Origin of the sequence: Streptomyces sp. PsTaAH-137, assembly GCF_003259365.1 — a bacterium.
Taxonomy (GTDB): domain Bacteria; phylum Actinomycetota; class Actinomycetes; order Streptomycetales; family Streptomycetaceae; genus Streptomyces.
The window spans coordinates 343,587-358,549 of sequence record NZ_QLLY01000006.1 but is presented as its reverse complement, the minus strand read 5'-3'; the positions used below and the strand labels follow the sequence as shown (position 1 = coordinate 358,549).

General features: G+C 71.8%; 16 protein-coding genes. 9 read left to right on the top strand and 7 right to left on the bottom strand.

All coding sequences use genetic code 11. From position 1 onward, the window contains the following. The first annotated feature begins 44 nt into the window (after positions 1–44). From afsQ1 to K377_RS16170, 5 genes are all read left to right on the top strand, one after another. Positions 45–722, top strand: coding sequence for a two-component system response regulator AfsQ1 (gene afsQ1 / locus K377_RS16190; protein WP_111664201.1), 678 nt, complete (start codon positions 45–47; stop codon positions 720–722). After that, positions 719–2,356 carry a HAMP domain-containing sensor histidine kinase gene (locus K377_RS16185; RefSeq protein WP_111664027.1) on the top strand — a complete coding sequence of 546 codons (1,638 nt, stop codon included), beginning with the start codon at positions 719–721 and terminating at the stop codon, positions 2,354–2,356. Before afsQ1 ends, K377_RS16185 begins: the two co-directional genes overlap by 4 nt. Beyond that, the gene (locus K377_RS16180; RefSeq protein WP_258395051.1) at positions 2,353–2,961 is read left to right on the top strand and encodes a hypothetical protein; all 609 of its coding nucleotides are present in this window, start codon (positions 2,353–2,355) and stop codon (positions 2,959–2,961) included. The genes K377_RS16185 and K377_RS16180 overlap by 4 nt, the downstream gene beginning before the upstream one ends. A gap of 332 nt (positions 2,962–3,293) precedes the next feature. Continuing rightward, positions 3,294–3,836: a VanZ family protein gene (locus K377_RS16175; protein ID WP_111664026.1), complete on the top strand. Its 543-nt coding sequence runs from the start codon at positions 3,294–3,296 to the stop codon at positions 3,834–3,836. 78 nt (positions 3,837–3,914) lie between these two features. Beyond that, positions 3,915–4,115 (top strand): PspC domain-containing protein, encoded by a 201-nt coding sequence (locus K377_RS16170; RefSeq protein ID WP_111664025.1) that lies wholly within the window; start codon positions 3,915–3,917, stop codon positions 4,113–4,115. Between the two features lie 82 nt (positions 4,116–4,197). Here the strand turns inward: K377_RS16170 and K377_RS16165 are convergent, their stop codons facing one another. Together K377_RS16165 and K377_RS16160 are read right to left on the bottom strand one after the other, a co-directional pair. Then, positions 4,198–4,548, bottom strand: a complete 351-nt coding sequence (locus tag K377_RS16165) for an ATP-binding protein (protein WP_111664024.1) — start codon at positions 4,546–4,548, stop codon at positions 4,198–4,200. 141 nt (positions 4,549–4,689) lie between these two features. After that, positions 4,690–5,838: an adenosine deaminase gene (locus K377_RS16160; RefSeq protein ID WP_111664023.1), complete on the bottom strand. Its 1,149-nt coding sequence runs from the start codon at positions 5,836–5,838 to the stop codon at positions 4,690–4,692. Between the two features lie 145 nt (positions 5,839–5,983). On the opposite strand from K377_RS16160, the gene K377_RS16155 reads away from it, so the two are divergent. After that, positions 5,984–6,742, top strand: a complete 759-nt coding sequence (locus K377_RS16155; protein WP_111664022.1) for an alpha/beta hydrolase — start codon at positions 5,984–5,986, stop codon at positions 6,740–6,742. A gap of 1 nt (position 6,743) precedes the next feature. Here the strand turns inward: K377_RS16155 and K377_RS16150 are convergent, their stop codons facing one another. Then, complete coding sequence (locus tag K377_RS16150; protein WP_111664021.1) at positions 6,744–7,730, bottom strand: LysR family transcriptional regulator; 987 nt, start codon at positions 7,728–7,730, stop codon at positions 6,744–6,746. A gap of 62 nt (positions 7,731–7,792) precedes the next feature. Here K377_RS16150 and K377_RS16145 point away from each other — a divergent pair, with 62 nt between their 5' ends. Next, positions 7,793–9,076, top strand: a complete 1,284-nt coding sequence (locus tag K377_RS16145) for an MFS transporter (RefSeq protein WP_111664020.1) — start codon at positions 7,793–7,795, stop codon at positions 9,074–9,076. A gap of 139 nt (positions 9,077–9,215) precedes the next feature. Next, positions 9,216–10,223 carry a sigma-70 family RNA polymerase sigma factor gene (locus K377_RS16140; protein ID WP_111664019.1) on the top strand — a complete coding sequence of 336 codons (1,008 nt, stop codon included), beginning with the start codon at positions 9,216–9,218 and terminating at the stop codon, positions 10,221–10,223. On the opposite strand, the gene K377_RS16135 is transcribed toward K377_RS16140, so the two are convergent. Next, positions 10,104–10,472, bottom strand: a complete 369-nt coding sequence (locus K377_RS16135) for an STAS domain-containing protein (protein ID WP_111664018.1) — start codon at positions 10,470–10,472, stop codon at positions 10,104–10,106. The genes K377_RS16140 and K377_RS16135 overlap by 120 nt on opposite strands. A 125-nt stretch (positions 10,473–10,597) precedes the next feature. Here K377_RS16135 and K377_RS16130 point away from each other — a divergent pair, with 125 nt between their 5' ends. Next, complete coding sequence (locus K377_RS16130; RefSeq protein WP_111664199.1) at positions 10,598–11,527, top strand: AEC family transporter; 930 nt, start codon at positions 10,598–10,600, stop codon at positions 11,525–11,527. A gap of 1 nt (position 11,528) precedes the next feature. Here the strand turns inward: K377_RS16130 and K377_RS16125 are convergent, their stop codons facing one another. The 3 genes from K377_RS16125 to K377_RS16115 form a co-directional block, all read right to left on the bottom strand. Continuing rightward, positions 11,529–12,119, bottom strand: coding sequence for a Uma2 family endonuclease (locus K377_RS16125; RefSeq protein WP_111664017.1), 591 nt, complete (start codon positions 12,117–12,119; stop codon positions 11,529–11,531). A 95-nt stretch (positions 12,120–12,214) separates the two neighbouring features. Next, positions 12,215–13,492, bottom strand: coding sequence for a thymidine phosphorylase (locus K377_RS16120; protein WP_111664016.1), 1,278 nt, complete (start codon positions 13,490–13,492; stop codon positions 12,215–12,217). Positions 13,493–13,572: 80 nt separating this feature from the next. Beyond that, positions 13,573–14,793 (bottom strand): beta-ketoacyl synthase, encoded by a 1,221-nt coding sequence (locus K377_RS16115; protein ID WP_111664015.1) that lies wholly within the window; start codon positions 14,791–14,793, stop codon positions 13,573–13,575. Positions 14,794–14,963: the final 170 nt, after the last annotated feature.

The window sequence follows — 14,963 nt, the reverse complement described above, 5'->3', positions numbered from 1 at the left end:
CCAGCGGTCGAACTAAGAGCCAGTCATGGGCCAGAATGGCGCTTGTGCCTTCCCTGTTGCTGATCGAGGACGACGACGCCATCCGTACGGCCCTGGAGCTTTCCCTTACCCGCCAGGGTCATCGGGTGGCCACCGCTGCCACCGGCGAGGACGGTCTGAAGCTGCTGCGCGAGCAGCGGCCGGATCTGATCGTGCTCGATGTGATGCTGCCGGGCATCGACGGATTCGAGGTGTGCCGTCGCATCCGGCGCACCGACCAGCTGCCGATCATCCTGCTCACCGCGCGCAGCGATGACATCGACGTGGTGGTGGGTCTGGAGTCCGGCGCGGACGACTACGTGGTGAAACCCGTGCAGGGCCGGGTCCTCGACGCCCGGATCCGCGCGGTGCTGCGCCGCGGCGAGCGCGAGGCCAATGACGCGGCGTCGTTCGGCTCGCTGGTCATCGACCGCTCCGCGATGACGGTCACCAAGAACGGCGAGGACCTGCAACTGACGCCCACCGAGCTGCGGTTGCTGCTGGAGCTGAGCCGGCGGCCCGGACAGGCGCTGTCCCGGCAGCAGTTGCTGCGTCTGGTGTGGGAGCACGACTATCTCGGTGACTCGCGGCTCGTCGACGCCTGTGTGCAGCGGCTGCGCGCCAAGGTGGAGGACGTGCCGTCCTCGCCGACCCTGATCCGGACGGTGCGCGGCGTGGGCTACCGGCTGGACTCGCCTCAGTGACCGAGCCGCACGACGAGAACGGGCACGGCCGGCTCCGTGCGTTCGCCGCGGCCAAGAAGGCGATACTCGCGGGGCTGCGCTTCACCAGTCTGCGGCTGCGGCTCGTGGTCGTGTTCGCCCTGGTGGCACTGACCGCCGCGGTCTCCGCGTCCGGTATCGCGTACTGGCTCAACCGCGAGGCCGTGCTCACCCGCACCCAGGACGCGGCGCTGAGCGACTTCCAGCAGGAGATGCAGAACCGGGCGGCCGTACTGCCCGAACATCCCACGCAGGGCGAGCTGCAGCACGCGGCGAATCTGATGGCCGACAGCAGCCAGCACTTCAGCGTGCTGCTCATCGGCACGGACGAGAACGGCCGTCAGGTGGTCGGCAACTCGGATCTCGACGCCTTCACGCTGGCCGACGTACCGGATTCCCTTCAGGACGCGGTGAACCGCAAGCAGGCCGTCACGTCCGGCAACAAGCACGCGTACCACCTGTACTGGCAGCGCACCACGCAGGACAGCGACCCGTTCCTGGTGGGCGGCGCGAAGGTGGCGGGCGGGCCGACCGGTTACATGCTGAAGTCGCTCGAACCCGAGGCGAAGGACCTCAGCTCGCTCGCCTGGTCGCTCGGGATCGCCACCGGGCTCGCGCTGATCGGCTCGGCGCTGCTCGCGCAGGCCGCGGCGACGACCGTGCTCAAGCCCGTGCACCGGCTGGGGATCGCGGCGCGCCGGCTCGGCGAGGGCAAGCTGGACACCCGGCTGCGGGTGTCCGGCACCGATGAACTGGCCGAGCTGTCACGGACGTTCAACAAGACGGCGGAGAACCTGGAGAAGCAGGTCGCCGACATGCGCGCCCGGGAGGAGTCCTCGCGCCGGTTCGTCGCCGACATGTCGCACGAGCTGCGGACCCCGCTGACCGCGATCACCGCGGTGACCGAGGTGCTGGAGGAGGAGCTGGACGCCGAGACGGGCTCGGTGGATCCCATGATCGAGCCCGCGGTGCGGCTCGTGGTGAGCGAGACCCGGCGCCTCGGCGATCTCGTGGAGAACCTGATGGAGGTCACCCGCTTCGACGCGGGCACCGCCCGGCTCGTCCTCGACGACGTCGACATCGCCGACCAGATCACCGCCTGCATCGACGCCCGCGCCTGGCTGGACGCCGTCGACCTCGACGCGGAGCGCGGCATCATGGCCCGCGTCGACCCGCGCCGCCTCGACGTGATCCTCGCCAACCTGATCGGCAACGCGCTCAAGCACGGCGGTTCGCCGGTACGGGTGTCGGTGCGCACGGAGGAGGCGCCGGAGAGCGGCGCGGGCGGCGATCTCGTGATCGACGTGATGGACCACGGGCCCGGCATCCCCGAGGACGTGCTGCCGCACGTCTTCGACCGGTTCTACAAGGCCAGCGCGTCGCGGCCGCGTTCGGAGGGCAGCGGTCTCGGGCTCTCCATCGCCCTGGAGAACGCGCACATCCACGGCGGGGAGATCACCGCCGCCAACTCGCCGGACGCGGGCGCGGTGTTCACGCTGCGGCTGCCGCGCGACACCCACGACGACATCGACGACGACATCGACGACGGCGCATCAGACGTACCCGACGGTCCCGAGAAGGCCGGGGGCTCCCAGGAAGGCGGTGCCGCCACGTGAGGCCGCGCACCAGGCTGTCGGTCCTGCTGGGGCTCTCGGCGTTGCTGCTCGCCGGGTGCGGGATCCGGCCGACCGAGGTCCCCACCGAGTTCGGCGCCGCGCCCACGCGCGTGGGCTGCGCCCTGTCGAGCACGAGCCTGACATCGACGGAGCCGCCCGCGGGCGGCCAGTTCGGGGTCCAGGTCTATCTCGTCTGCACGTCGCAGCTCGTCACGGTCGACCGTACGGTCACGCTGGAGCGCGGCCAGTCCTCCGAGCGCGCCGTGGTCGCCCAGCAGTTGCTGGGGCAGCTGGCGCGGCGGCCGTCGGCCGACGAGCGGCAGGCCGGGTTCTCCACGGACGTGGGCACGCGCCTCAAGGTCTCGGGCCCCGCGACCGGTGATCCGTCCGACGCGCTGCGGCTGAGCACGCCGCCGGACGATCTCTCCCCGTACGCCCTCGCCCAGATCGTCTGTACGTTCGCGAACAGCAAGATGACGACGGAGGACGGGGATCACGTGGTGCTCGGCGGGCCCGTGGACGATCCGCTGCGCGACTACGAGTGCACGGACGCCGTGAAGGCCCGCCCCGGCACCATCCCGGCCCCGGCCCGCACGGTCGGCTGACGCGCGCCACCATCGTGGCTGGTCGCGCAGTTCCCCGCGCCCCTGAAGGCCCACGTCTCGTCGCCATCCGCGGGCCGGTGGCCGCTTCTCGCGCAGTTCCCCGCGCCCCTGAAGGCATGCGCTGCGCGCAGCCTTCCCCTGGACGAGCGGAGCTCGTCTCAGGGGCGCGGGGAACTGCGCGACCAGCCACGACGAGAGCCGCGCGTGACGGACTGCCCAAGGCGCGAGAAGCCCCACCGGCCCGCACCCGAACACACCACGTGACCCACGTCATCGCCGCCCAGCCCAACCCACCCGGAACCGTTCGTCCCGCACTCGGCGTCTTGGGGAGCGTGCAGCGCCATCGCTCAGGCGGCCCCACGGCCGCCGTCCGCTTCCGTACGGCAGGCTTCGCTCTCCTCGCCGTGCATCTCTTCCTCGTCGCATGGATCACGCTGCGCCCTCTGGACGTGCCGTGGGTCAGCGCGGCGAACCTGCATCCGCTGGCCGGCATCCGGGCCGATCTGGCACTGGGCTGGCGCGAGGGCGCGCAGCGCATCGGCGAGGGTCTCGTCCTGCTCGCGCCGCTCGGCGTACTGCTGCCTCTCGCGGGCGGACGCCTGTACGTGTCGGTGTGGGGTTCGCTGGTGCGTACGGTCGCGGCGGGCGCGCTGATCTCGCTCGGCATCGAGCTGTTGCAGACCGGGGTGCCCGGCCAGGTCGTGGACATCGACTCGGTGCTGCTGAACAGCGTGGGCGTCGCCGTCGCCCATCTCGCCGTGGTGCCGACCGTCCGGGCCCGGATCCGCCACAGGTCCGAGGGGGCGCCCCTCCTTCTGGAGGAGCCGGCTCAGGGTCGGACCCCGACGATTACCAGGGTCGGTATCGCCCCGTGAGCTGACGTTATGACCGCTTCGTCACCGTAGTGTCGATGGCGTAAGCACAGCCGACGACGGTTCGCGAAGGAGCCCCTCATGACCGCCCTTGCCCGCCCCACCGACGGACGGATGATCGGCGGAGTGTGCGCAGCGCTGGCACGGCGCTTCGGCACCTCCGCGACCACGATGCGCGTGATCTTCCTGGTCTCGTGCCTGCTGCCCGGGCCGCAGTTCCTGCTCTACATCGCGCTGTGGATCCTGTTCCCCTCCGAGAACAAGGCCCGCCAGGCCTGGTGACCGTACTCAGGTGACCGTACGCACGCCACAGGGGCGCGCCCGCGAAGACCGCGGGTGCGCCCCTGAGCTGTGTGCGGGAGGGTCAGCCGCCCAGGCCCGGCAGGCCGCCGGCGAGGCCGCTGACCGGGAGGCCGCCGAGCAGACCCGCGACCGGGCCGGCACCGTCGAGGGGGAGGGCGGCCGGGGCGGCCTTCTCGATGGTGGGGGCGGCGGTGGCGATGGTGCCCAGGGCGTTGTGGCCGGCGGCCAGGGACTCGGGGGCGCCGGGGAGCGTCTTGGTGAGCGACTCAGTGGGGAGGTTCTGGGTCACGGAGTCGAGCGTCGCGGTGGCGTCGGGAACGCCCGGGGCGGCGTTCGCGGCACCCGCACCGGCGGCGGCGAAGGCGGCACCGAGAGCGGCGACACCGAGGGTCTTCACAGCAGACTGCTTCATGTGGAATGCGTCCTCGTGACATATGTCGTAGACGGGGCTTGAGCGGTCCACGACCGTAAACACGCCATCGACACGTCCGCAAACACCGGAAAGCGGCCGCGCGTCGGAATCCGCGGCCGCCTTCTGGGTGCTCGAAATTGCCTATTCGGCGACAGAACCGCTGGTCGAAGCGGTCTGGCGGAAGAGCCACTCGGACTTCAACTCGGCATATCCGGGCTTGATGACGTCATTGATCATCGCCAGTCGTTCGTCGAAAGGAATGAATGCTGACTTCATCGCATTGACGGAAAACCACTGCATGTCGTCGAGCGTGTAGCCGAAAGCGTCGATCAGGTGCTCGAACTCGCGGCTCATCGAGGTGCCGGACATCAGGCGGTTGTCCGTGTTCACCGTGGCCCTGAAGTGCAGCTTGCGCAGCAGGCCGATGGGGTGGCCCTCGTACGAAGCGGCCGCGCCCGTCTGGAGGTTGGACGTCGGGCACATCTCCAGGGGGATCCGCTTGTCGCGCACGTAGCTCGCGAGGCGGCCGAGCTGGACCGTGCCGTCGTCGGCGACCTTGATGTCGTCGATGATGCGCACGCCGTGGCCGAGGCGGTCGGCGCCGCACCACTGGAGCGCCTGCCAGATCGAGGGCAGCCCGAAGGCCTCACCGGCGTGGATCGTGAAGTGGTTGTTCTCGCGCTTGAGGTACTCGAACGCGTCGAGGTGGCGGGTGGGAGGGAAGCCGGCCTCGGCGCCCGCGATGTCGAAGCCGACGACGCCCAGGTCGCGGTAGCGGTTGGCGAGTTCGGCGATCTCCAGGGCGCGGGCCGCGTGCCGCATCGCGGTGAGCAGGGCGCCCACGCGGATGCGGTGGCCGTTCTCCTTCGCGCGGCGCTCGCCCTCGCGGAAGCCCTCGTTGACCGCCTCGACGACCTCTTCGAGGGTGAGGCCGCTCTCCAGGTGCTGCTCGGGCGCGTACCGGATCTCGGCGTAGACGACACCGTCCTCGGCGAGGTCCTCGGCGCACTCGGCGGCGACCCGGAACAGCGCCTCCTTGGTCTGCATGACGGCGCAGGTGTGGGCGAACGTCTCCAGGTACCGCTCCAGGGAGCCGGAGTCGGCCGCCTCGCGGAACCAGGTACCGAGCTTGTCGGGGTCGGTCTCCGGCAGGCTCTCGTACCCCTGCTCGCGCGCCAGGTCGACGACGGTGCCGGGGCGCAGGCCGCCGTCGAGGTGGTCGTGGAGAAGCACCTTGGGGGCGCGGCGGATCTGCTCCGCGGTGGGCACGTTCTGTGTCTGGCTCGTCATTTCCGCACTCTAACTCCTACGCGCGTAGATCGCGCCGGGTCGGGTCAAGTACGCGCCAGAAAGTGCGGAGAACGTGATCTGCCGATACGCAACAGTGACCCTGCGGACGGGTGGCGTACATCCATGCTTCTGACACTGTTCTGTCATGCAGGAGCGAGCGATGCCGGCCCGCGAGGCCAGGCTCGGCAAGGCGGTGGGGCCGGTGCCCGGGGCGGTCGGCGGCGTGGTGCTGCTGCTGCCGTCGGGCGAGGAGACGTCCACCCGCAGACCCTCGCCGTTCGCGGCGCCGCTGCTGCGGCCGCTGGCGCGCAGGCTCACGCGCGCGGGACGCGAACAGGGCCTGGTCACCCATGCCGTGCACTACCGGTACCGGGGGTGGAACGGGCCGCAGGCCGAGCTGGCCCGGGACGCCGAGTGGGCCGCCGACGAGGTCGTACGCCGCTACGGTGACGTGCCGATCTGTCTCGTGGGCCAGGACATGGGCGGGCGCGCGGCGCTGCACGCGGGCGGCCACGAGGCCGTCAACTCCGTGCTCGCACTCGCCCCTTGGCTGCCCGAGGACGATGTCGCGGCACCGCCCGAACCGGTGAAACAGCTCGCGGGCCGCAGCGTCCTGATCGTGCACGGCACGGACGACCGGCGCACCGACCCGGAGTTGTCGTTCCGGCTCGCCGGGCGGGCGAAGAAGGCCAACCGGGACGTGTGCCGCTTCGAGGTGCACTCGGACGGCCACACCATGTCCCAGCACCGCTCCGAAGTCTCCGCGCTGACCGTGGACTTCGCCCTCGGCACCCTTTTCGGCCGCCCGTTCTCCCGCCCGTTGCAGGACGCCCTCGCGGCGCCCCCGCCGATCGGGCTGCGGATGCCGCTGGCGGCGGGGTTCGGCCGGACGCTGGCCCCGTAGCTCACGTCCCGGCGGAGCCGGCCGGGGTCCCCGGCCCCTGCGACAGCAGCCGCCCCCGCCGTGACAGCAGGAACTCCTTGAACGCGGCCACCGGAGGGGTGTCCGGGTGGCCGTCCAGCCAGGCCACGCCGATCTCGCGGACCGCGCGGCCGCCGGTGACCGTCAGCTCGACCACGCCCGGCCGGGGCACGGTCGGCGGCGGCAGCAGCGCGACGCCGAGGCCCGCCGCGACCAGGCCGCGCAGCGTCTCGGCCTCCTCGCCCTCGAAGGCGACGCGGGGCTTGAAGCCCGCCTTCTTACAGAGGTCGTCGAAAATGCGGCGCAGCCCGTAGCCGGGTTCGAGGGTGACGAACGTTTCGTCGGCGCACTCGGCGAGCCGGATGCGCTTGCGGGCAGCGAGCCGGTGGTCCTCGGGGACGACGAGCCGGAGCCGCTGCTCGTCGAGGCGGCGGGCGACCAGGTCGGGGGCGTCGGGCAGCGGCGATGTCAGACACAGGTCCAGCTCCCCCGCGCGCAGCCGCTCCAGCATCGCCTCGCCGTAGTTCTGTACGAGGCTGAAGCGGATCCGGGGATGCTCCGCGCGGAAGGCGCTGATCAGGCCGGGCACCGTTTCGACGCCCATGGTGTGCAGGAAGCCGAAGGCGACCTTTCCGGAGGCCGGGTCAGCGTCGGCGCGGACGGACTCGGCGGCCTTCTCCACCTCGGCGAGGGCCCGCTCGACGGAGGTGAGGAACGTGCGGCCCGCGGGGGTCAGCGACACCGTGCGGCCGTGGCGGGCGAACAGGTCGACGCCCAGGTCCCGTTCGAGCCGCGCCATCGCGCGCGAGAGGGTCGACTGCGGCACCTGCGTCTCCTGCGCGGCGCGCGTGACGTGCTCGGTGCGGGCCACCGCGGCGAAGTAGGAGAGCCGTGGCGCCAGCAGGGTGACGATGTCTTCCGTGTCACTGACCATGGTCTCGCGCCGCGCTGACGTGTGCTCATGCTCCATGGGAACGATTATGGAGTGTCCATGCATTGGACGCATGAGTCGGACCGTCCTACGTTCGTGACATGTCTCCTGCCAGTAGCCGGGCGGCCGTCACCCACGCGGTCGCCGCCCATCCGTCCCCCAGCGACTCGCGCATGGCCCCGGGCGGGCCCGGCTACCGCCGGATGAGCTTCGCCCTCTTCCTCGCAGGCGTCGCCACCTTCGCGCTGCTGTACTCCACCCAGGCCCTGCTCCCCCTGGTCTCCGCCGACTACGGCGCGAGCGCGAGCGCGGCGAGCTGGACGGTGTCCGGGGCGACCTTCGCGCTCGCCGTGTGCGTACTGCCGCTGAGCGCGTTGTCGGAGCGGTTCGGGCGGCGCACGCTGATGACGGCGTCGCTGACGGTGGCGGTCGTGGTGGGACTCCTGGTGCCCTTCGCGCCCTCCCTCGACGTACTGGTCGCGCTGCGGGTGCTGCAAGGCGCGGCGCTCGCGGGCCTGCCGGCCTCGGCGATGGCGTACCTGGCGGAGGAGGTCCGGCCGAAGGCGCTGGTCACGGCGATCGGCCTGTTCGTGGCGGGCAACTCCATCGGCGGGATGAGCGGCCGCATCATCGGCGGCTGGCTCGCCGAGGCGTGGGGCTGGCGGGTGGCCGTGGGGACCATCGGCGTCATCGCGGTCGCGTGCGCCGTCGCGTTCCGCGCGCTGCTGCCGGCGCCGCGCCACTTCACGGCGGGCTCGCTGCACCCGCGCGCCCTCGCGCGCACGGTAGGCGGCCACCTCGCCAACCCGCTGCTGCGCCGCCTGTACGTGATCGGCGCGCTGTTCATGATGGTGTTCGGCGCGACCTACACGGTCATCGGCTACCGGCTCACCGAGGCGCCGTTCTCGCTCTCCCAGGGCCTCGTCGGCTCGATCTTCCTCGTGTACCTGGTGGGCACGGTCTCCTCGTCGACGGCCGGGAAGCTGGTCGGACGGCTCGGGCGGCGCGGCACGCTCTATCTGGCGGCGGGCACCACGGCGGCGGGCCTGGTCCTGGAACTGGTGCCGCACCTCCTCGTCATGCTGATCGGCCTGGTGCTGATCACGGCGGGCTTCTTCGCCGGGCACGCCACGGCCTCGTCCTCGGTGAGCCACACCGCGACGCACGGCCGGGCGCAGGCGTCCGCGCTCTACCAGTCCGCGTACTACATCGGATCGAGTGTCGGCTCGGCGGTGGGCGCCCTGGCGTTCCACGCGGCGGGCTGGGACGGCACGGTGGGGCTCGGCTTCGTCGCCGTGCTCGGTGTCGTCGCGCTGACGGTGTGGGGGACGTACGCGGCACGGACCCGGCAGCGGCACGCCGGGGTGCCGGTCTCCGCACACTGACCCACCCCTCTCGGCTTCTCTTCACGGCCTCCGGACCTGCGCTTTTCGCCGGTCCGGGGGCCGTTGTCAGTGGGCTGCGGTAGCTTGCGAAGTACTGGGGATGTGCTGACGATCACAGCCGCGATGGGGGCGTTGGACGATGAGTGACACCGCGACGAGGCCCGGCCTCGACGACCTGGAGAAATACCGGGTCGAGCTGACCGGGTACTGCTATCGGATGCTGGGGTCGGCGTTCGAGGCGGAGGACGCCGTGCAGGACACGATGGTCCGCGCCTGGCGCAGCTTCGCCACGTTCGAGGGCCGCTCCAGCCTGCGCTCCTGGCTCTACCGCATCGCGACGAACGTCTGCCTGGACTCGCTGAACGCGGGCAACAAGCGGGCCAGGCCGATGGACCTGACGGCGGCCGCCCCGCTCGCCCAGGCCGCCCTCACCCCCCGTCCGGACAATGTGTGGCTGGAGCCGATGCCCGACGCGCGAGTGCTGCCGACCGTCCACGACCCGGCGGAGGCAGCGGTCGCGCGGGAGTCGGTGCGGCTCGCGTTCGTCGCGGCCCTGCAGCAACTGCCGTCGAAGCAGCGGGCGGTGCTGATCCTGCGCGAGGTCCTGGCGTGGCGGGCGAGCGAGGTCGCCGAGCTGCTCGACACGACGGTGGCCTCGGTGAACAGCGCGCTCCAGCGGGCGCGGGCCACGCTCGCGGAGGCCCCTCCGGCGGACTCGGCGACGGCGAACCCGCTGGACGAGGAGCAGCAGAAGCTCCTGGAGCGCTATGTCTCGGCCTTCGAGGGCTACGACATGAAGGCGCTCACCGAGCTGCTGGCCGAGGACGCCGTCATGACGATGCCGCCGTTCGACCTGTGGCTGCGCGGCACGGACGACATCACGGGCTTCATGGTCACGCTGGGCCACGAGTGCGCGGGCTCCCGCCTGCTGCCGGTCTCGGCGAACGGGACACCGGCGTTCGCCCACTACAAGCCGGACCCGGACAGCGGCGGGTTCGTGCCCTGGGCCATCCAGGTCCTGGAGATCTCAGAGGGTCGGATCGCCGGTTTCCACTGCTTCCTGGACCTCTCCAAGCGGTGGTTCCCGCTCTTCGGGGTCCCCGAGCGGCTCGATGCCCAGGGCGTCCCCGAGGCCGGTCAGGCTTAGCAGCAGGGCGAGCCGGGGGGACGGATCGCGCAGTCTGATCCGTCCGCCGGCCCGCCGGGCGGCGAGCTGCATCCGGGCCAGCGCGTCGACGGTGGCGAGATCGGTCGCGGTGACGCCCGAGACGTCACAGACGATGTCCCCGCCGTCGCCCCGGCGGGCGGCGCGGACACGGTCGCACAGCTCGGGCACGTCGGCGGGGCGGATCGGCCCGGCGACGACCACGACGGAGGGAGCGGGGAAGGAAGGCACGCAAGACGAGACCCGCCGGGCGGCCGGAACTCATCGGTGGCGGTCCCGGGCTTCGGCGTGGGCTGGGTCACGTTGATGCTGATCAACGTTGACCTGCGGTTCTTCCGCGTCCGAGGGTGGAGTACGTGCAGGGGGTACTCAACGGATTCGCGGTCATCGCGCTCGTCATCGCGGTCGGTTACGTCATCGGGCGGCGCGGTTATCTGGGCGACGGCGGCCGGGAGGTGCTCACCCGGCTGGCCTTCCATGTGGCGACCCCGGCGCTGCTCTTCACGATGCTGGCCAAGGCCGATCTGTCGCTGATCCTGTCGCCGAGCCTGCTGGTGACGGCGCTGTCCACGGCGATCACCGCCGGGGTCTTCATCGCGGTGGGTGTCGTACGCGGCTGGGGCGTGGGCCGCACCGCGGTCGGGGCGCTCTGCTCCAGTTACGTGAACGCGGGGAATCTCGGCATCCCGATCGCCGTGTACGTCCTCGGTGACGCCTCGCTGGTGGCTCCGGTGCTGCTCTTCCAGCAGCTGTTCGTGACGCCGGTGGCGCTGACGGTCCTCGATCTGTCCGAGGCACGGTCGGGGGCCCGACTGTCGTGGGCGCAGCGGCTGTTGACGCCGTTCCGCAATCCCATCGCGATCGGCTCGCTGTCCGGGGTGCTGGTGTCGGCGACCGGCTGGACGGTTCCCTCGCCGGTCTTCGATCCGCTGGAACTGATCGGGAACATGTCGGTGCCCGCGATCCTGATCGCGTTCGGCATCTCGCTGTGCGGGAGTTCGTGGCCGGGCGGCCGGGGCGCGGACCGGGTGCCGGTGCTGCTGTCGACGGCGCTGAAGTCGGTGGGCCAGCCGGTGGCGGCCTGGGCGCTTGCGGCGTCGCTCTTCGGGCTGTACGGGGCGCGGCTGCTGGACGTGGTGGTGACGTCGGCGCTTCCGGCGGCGCAGAACCTGTTCACGTACGCGAGCCGGTACCGGGTGGGCGAGCGCCTGGCCCGGGAGTCGATCCTGCTGTCGACGATGGTGGCGGTGCCGGTTCTTGTGGTGGTTGCGGCGTTGTTGGGGTGACTCAGTCCCTGAGGGGCAGCACGCCGGTGTCGAGGGTGATGTCGAACGGCGCGGGCAGTCGCAGTCCTTCGCCGTACTCGACCGAGTCCAGCACCCGGTAGGTCCCGTTCGCGGGTTCGCCGTACAGGGTCGCGGTCGGCCGTCCGGACTGCCAGGGGTCCAGGAGCAGGTAGAGGGGCACGCCCGCCTTTGCGTATCCGTGCGCCTTCTTGATCCGGTCGTGGTTCGCGTTGCCCTGAGAGGTGATCTCGACGACGAGTTCGGCCTCCGCCGCCTGGACGCGACGGCCCTCGCGCAGAGCGGCCCTCGGGACGACGCAGAGGTCGGGGATGTAGAGGCCGGCGGCATCGGCGGCTACCAGGCCCAGAGTCTGGTAGATCCCGCAGCCCTCCGGCCGGGCGGGCCAGAGGATCTCGGTGACCAGCTCAGCTGCGTCGTTGTGCTCTTCGGAAGGCGGCGGTGCCAAGGTGACGATCCCCTCGATGATCTCCACCTTGCAGCCCTCGGGAGCGTCCGTCTCCTCCCAGAGGCGGACGGTCGCGTCCCAGTCCGAGCCGCGGGCGGGCCCGGGCTCGACGGCGAGTGCGCTCATGGCGGTGCTCCTATCGGTCGTCACCGATACCAGCATGCCGAACGGGACCGGGGATGGTCCACCGGTCCCGTTCACCCGAATGAGGAAACCCCAGGTCAGCCGATACGTTCCAGCACGATCGGCCCCGCCGAGAACACGGTGCCGGCCGGTGCGATGTCGTACCCGCCCTCCAGTGCTTCGAGCGCGTAGGCGAACCGCTCCGGGGTGTCGGTGTGCAGGGTCATCAGGACCTGGCCGGCGAAGACGGAGTCGCCGGGCTTGGCGTGGAGTTCGACGCCGGCGGCGGCCTGCACCGGGTCCTCCTTGCGGGCGCGGCCCGCGCCGAGGCGCCAGGCGGCGAGGCCCACCGAGAGGGCGTCGAGGCGGGTCAGGACGCCCGAGGAGGCGGCCGTGACGACGTGGGTCTCGCGGGCCGTGGGCAGCGCCGCGTCCGGGTCGCCGCCCTGCGCCGCGATCATGCGCCGCCAGGCGTCCATCGCCGAGCCGTCGGCGAGGGCCTTGGCCGGGTCGGCGTCCTTCAGGCCCGCCGCGTCGAGCATCTCGCGGGCCAGCGCGAGGGTCAGCTCGACGACGTCGGCGGGGCCGCCGCCCGCGAGCACCTCGACGGACTCGCGCACTTCGAGGGCGTTGCCCGCCGTCAGGCCGAGCGGGGTGTTCATGTCGGTGACGAGGGCGACGGTCGGCAGCCCGTGGTCGGTGCCCAATCCGACCATGGTGCGGGCCAGTTCACGGGCTTGGTCGAGCTCCCGCATGAACGCGCCGGTGCCGACCTTCACGTCCAGGACGAGCGAGCCGGTCCCCTCCGCGATCTTCTTCGACATGATCGACGAGGCGATGAGGGGTATGCAGTCCACGGTCGCGGTGACGTCGCGCAGCGCGTAGAGCTTCTTGTCGGCCGGGGCGAGGCCGCTGCCCGGCGCGCAGATGACCGCGCCGACGTCCTCCAGGGTGCGCATCATCTCGTCGTTGGTGATGTCCGCGCGCCAGCCGGGGATCGACTCCAGCTTGTCGAGGGTGCCGCCGGTGTGGCCGAGGCCGCGCCCCGAGAGCTGCGGCACGGCCGCCCCGCACGCGGCGACCAGCGGCGCGAGCGGCAGCGTGATCTTGTCGCCGACACCGCCCGTGGAGTGCTTGTCGGCGGCCGGGCGGGCCAGCACCGAGAAGTCCATCCGCTCGCCGGAGTCGATCATCGCGGCGGTCCACCGGGCGATCTCGGCGCGGTCCATGCCGTTCAGGAAGATCGCCATGGCGAGCGCCGACATCTGCTCGTCCGCGACCGCTCCGCGCGTGTACGCGTCGACCACCCAGTCGATCTGCTCGTCACTCAGCCGGCCCCGGTCCCGCTTCGTACGGATGACGGAGATGACGTCCATGGCACTTCCTTCCAGGGGCCGTTACAGGTGACGCGACTGACTCTACGCGCATAGATGCGGGGCGGGAAGACCCGCCGGGATCACCGGTTGCCCGTGAACACCAGGCTCACGTTGTGGCCGCCGAAACCGAAGGAGTTGGCGAGGGCCGCGTGCCAGCTTCCGGTGCGGTTCTCGCCGCGTACGACGTCGAGGTCGACCGCCGGGTCGAGGTCGTCCAGGTTGCGCACGGCCGGGGCGACGCCGTCCCGGAGGGTGAGCAGCGCCGACAGGGCGCCGAGCGCGCCCGAGGCGCCGAGCATGTGGCCGGTCATCGACTTGGTGGCGCTGACCGGGGCGTGGTCGCCGATCGCCTGCCGCACGGCCGCCGCCTCGGCGAGGTCGCCGGACGGGGTGGAGGTCGCGTGGGCGTGCACATGGCCGATGTCGCGCGGGCCCAATCCGGCGTCCCGCAGCGCGAGTTCGATGGCCGCGACCTGGCCCGCGGCGTCCGAGGCGGTGATGTGGTCCGCGCTGGAGCCGACCGCGGCGCCGGCCAGCGTGCCGAGGACGCGGGCGCCGCGGGCCCGGGCGAAGCCCGCCCGTTCCAGGACCAGGACGCAGCCCCCCTCGCCCATCACGAAGCCGCTGCGGGCGGTGTCGAAGGGACGGGAGACCGACTCGGGGTCGTCGGCCCGCGGCGACAGCGCCTTCATCTGCGCGAACGCGGCGAGCGTGAAGGGGTGCAGGCACGCCTCCACTCCCCCGGCGACGGCGACGTCCGCGCGGCCCGCCCGGATCAGGTCCAGGCCCAGCGCGAGGGCCTCGGCGCCCGAGGCGCAGGCGCTGACCGGGGTGCGGGCGCCGCCCTTGGCGCCGAGGTCCATGCTGACCCGGGCGGCCGGACCGTTGGGCATCAGCATCGGCACGGTGTGCGGGGAGAGCTTGCGGGCCCCGGACCGCTCGAAGACGTCGTCCTGCCCGAGGGTGGTGAGGACGCCGCCGGTGCCGGTGCCGATCACGACGGCGATCCGTACGGGGTCGGCCTCGGGCGCACCCGCGTCCCGCCACGCCTGCCGGGCGGCGACCAGCGCGATCTGCTCGACGCGGTCCAGCGTGCGCGCCTCGACCCGGGACAGCTCCTCCGTCGGCTCGTGGGCGAGCGGGGCGGCGACGTGCACCGGCAGCTCCTCGGCCCACTCCTGCGTCAGGGCGCGCACGCCGGACGTGCCCGCCAGCAGGGCCGCCCAGGTGGCCGCGGCGTCCCCGCCCACCGGGGTCGTCGCTCCGGCACCGGTCACCACTACCGCTTCGTTCTCGGGCATCTCGGCCTTCTCCCTTAGAGACAGTTCACAAGACGGATCGCGTTCTCATCCGAGACCATCACGGCAGACACCCTGCGCTGAAGCCCGGTAGGCGAGCGATTCGGCCCGCACACTTTGTGGGGTTACGACAACGGCCGCTCCTCCCGAAGGAGAAGCGGCCGCAAGCCGTG

Bases quoted from the DNA above. Each gene is read 5' to 3' on its own strand.
- K377_RS16155 (WP_111664022.1), top strand. From the start codon at position 5,984: ATGCAGGAGCGAGCGATGCCGGCCCGCGAGGCCAGGCTCGGCAAGGCG.
- K377_RS16160 (WP_111664023.1), bottom strand. From the start codon at position 5,838: ATGACGAGCCAGACACAGAACGTGCCCACCGCGGAGCAGATCCGCCGC.
- K377_RS16120 (WP_111664016.1), bottom strand. From the start codon at position 13,492: ATGGACGTCATCTCCGTCATCCGTACGAAGCGGGACCGGGGCCGGCTG.
- K377_RS16115 (WP_111664015.1), bottom strand. From the start codon at position 14,793: ATGCCCGAGAACGAAGCGGTAGTGGTGACCGGTGCCGGAGCGACGACC.
- K377_RS16140 (WP_111664019.1), top strand. From the start codon at position 9,216: ATGAGTGACACCGCGACGAGGCCCGGCCTCGACGACCTGGAGAAATAC.
- K377_RS16125 (WP_111664017.1), bottom strand. From the start codon at position 12,119: ATGAGCGCACTCGCCGTCGAGCCCGGGCCCGCCCGCGGCTCGGACTGG.
- K377_RS16145 (WP_111664020.1), top strand. From the start codon at position 7,793: ATGTCTCCTGCCAGTAGCCGGGCGGCCGTCACCCACGCGGTCGCCGCC.
- K377_RS16150 (WP_111664021.1), bottom strand. From the start codon at position 7,730: ATGGAGCATGAGCACACGTCAGCGCGGCGCGAGACCATGGTCAGTGAC.
- K377_RS16165 (WP_111664024.1), bottom strand. From the start codon at position 4,548: ATGAAGCAGTCTGCTGTGAAGACCCTCGGTGTCGCCGCTCTCGGTGCC.
- K377_RS16170 (WP_111664025.1), top strand. From the start codon at position 3,915: ATGACCGCCCTTGCCCGCCCCACCGACGGACGGATGATCGGCGGAGTG.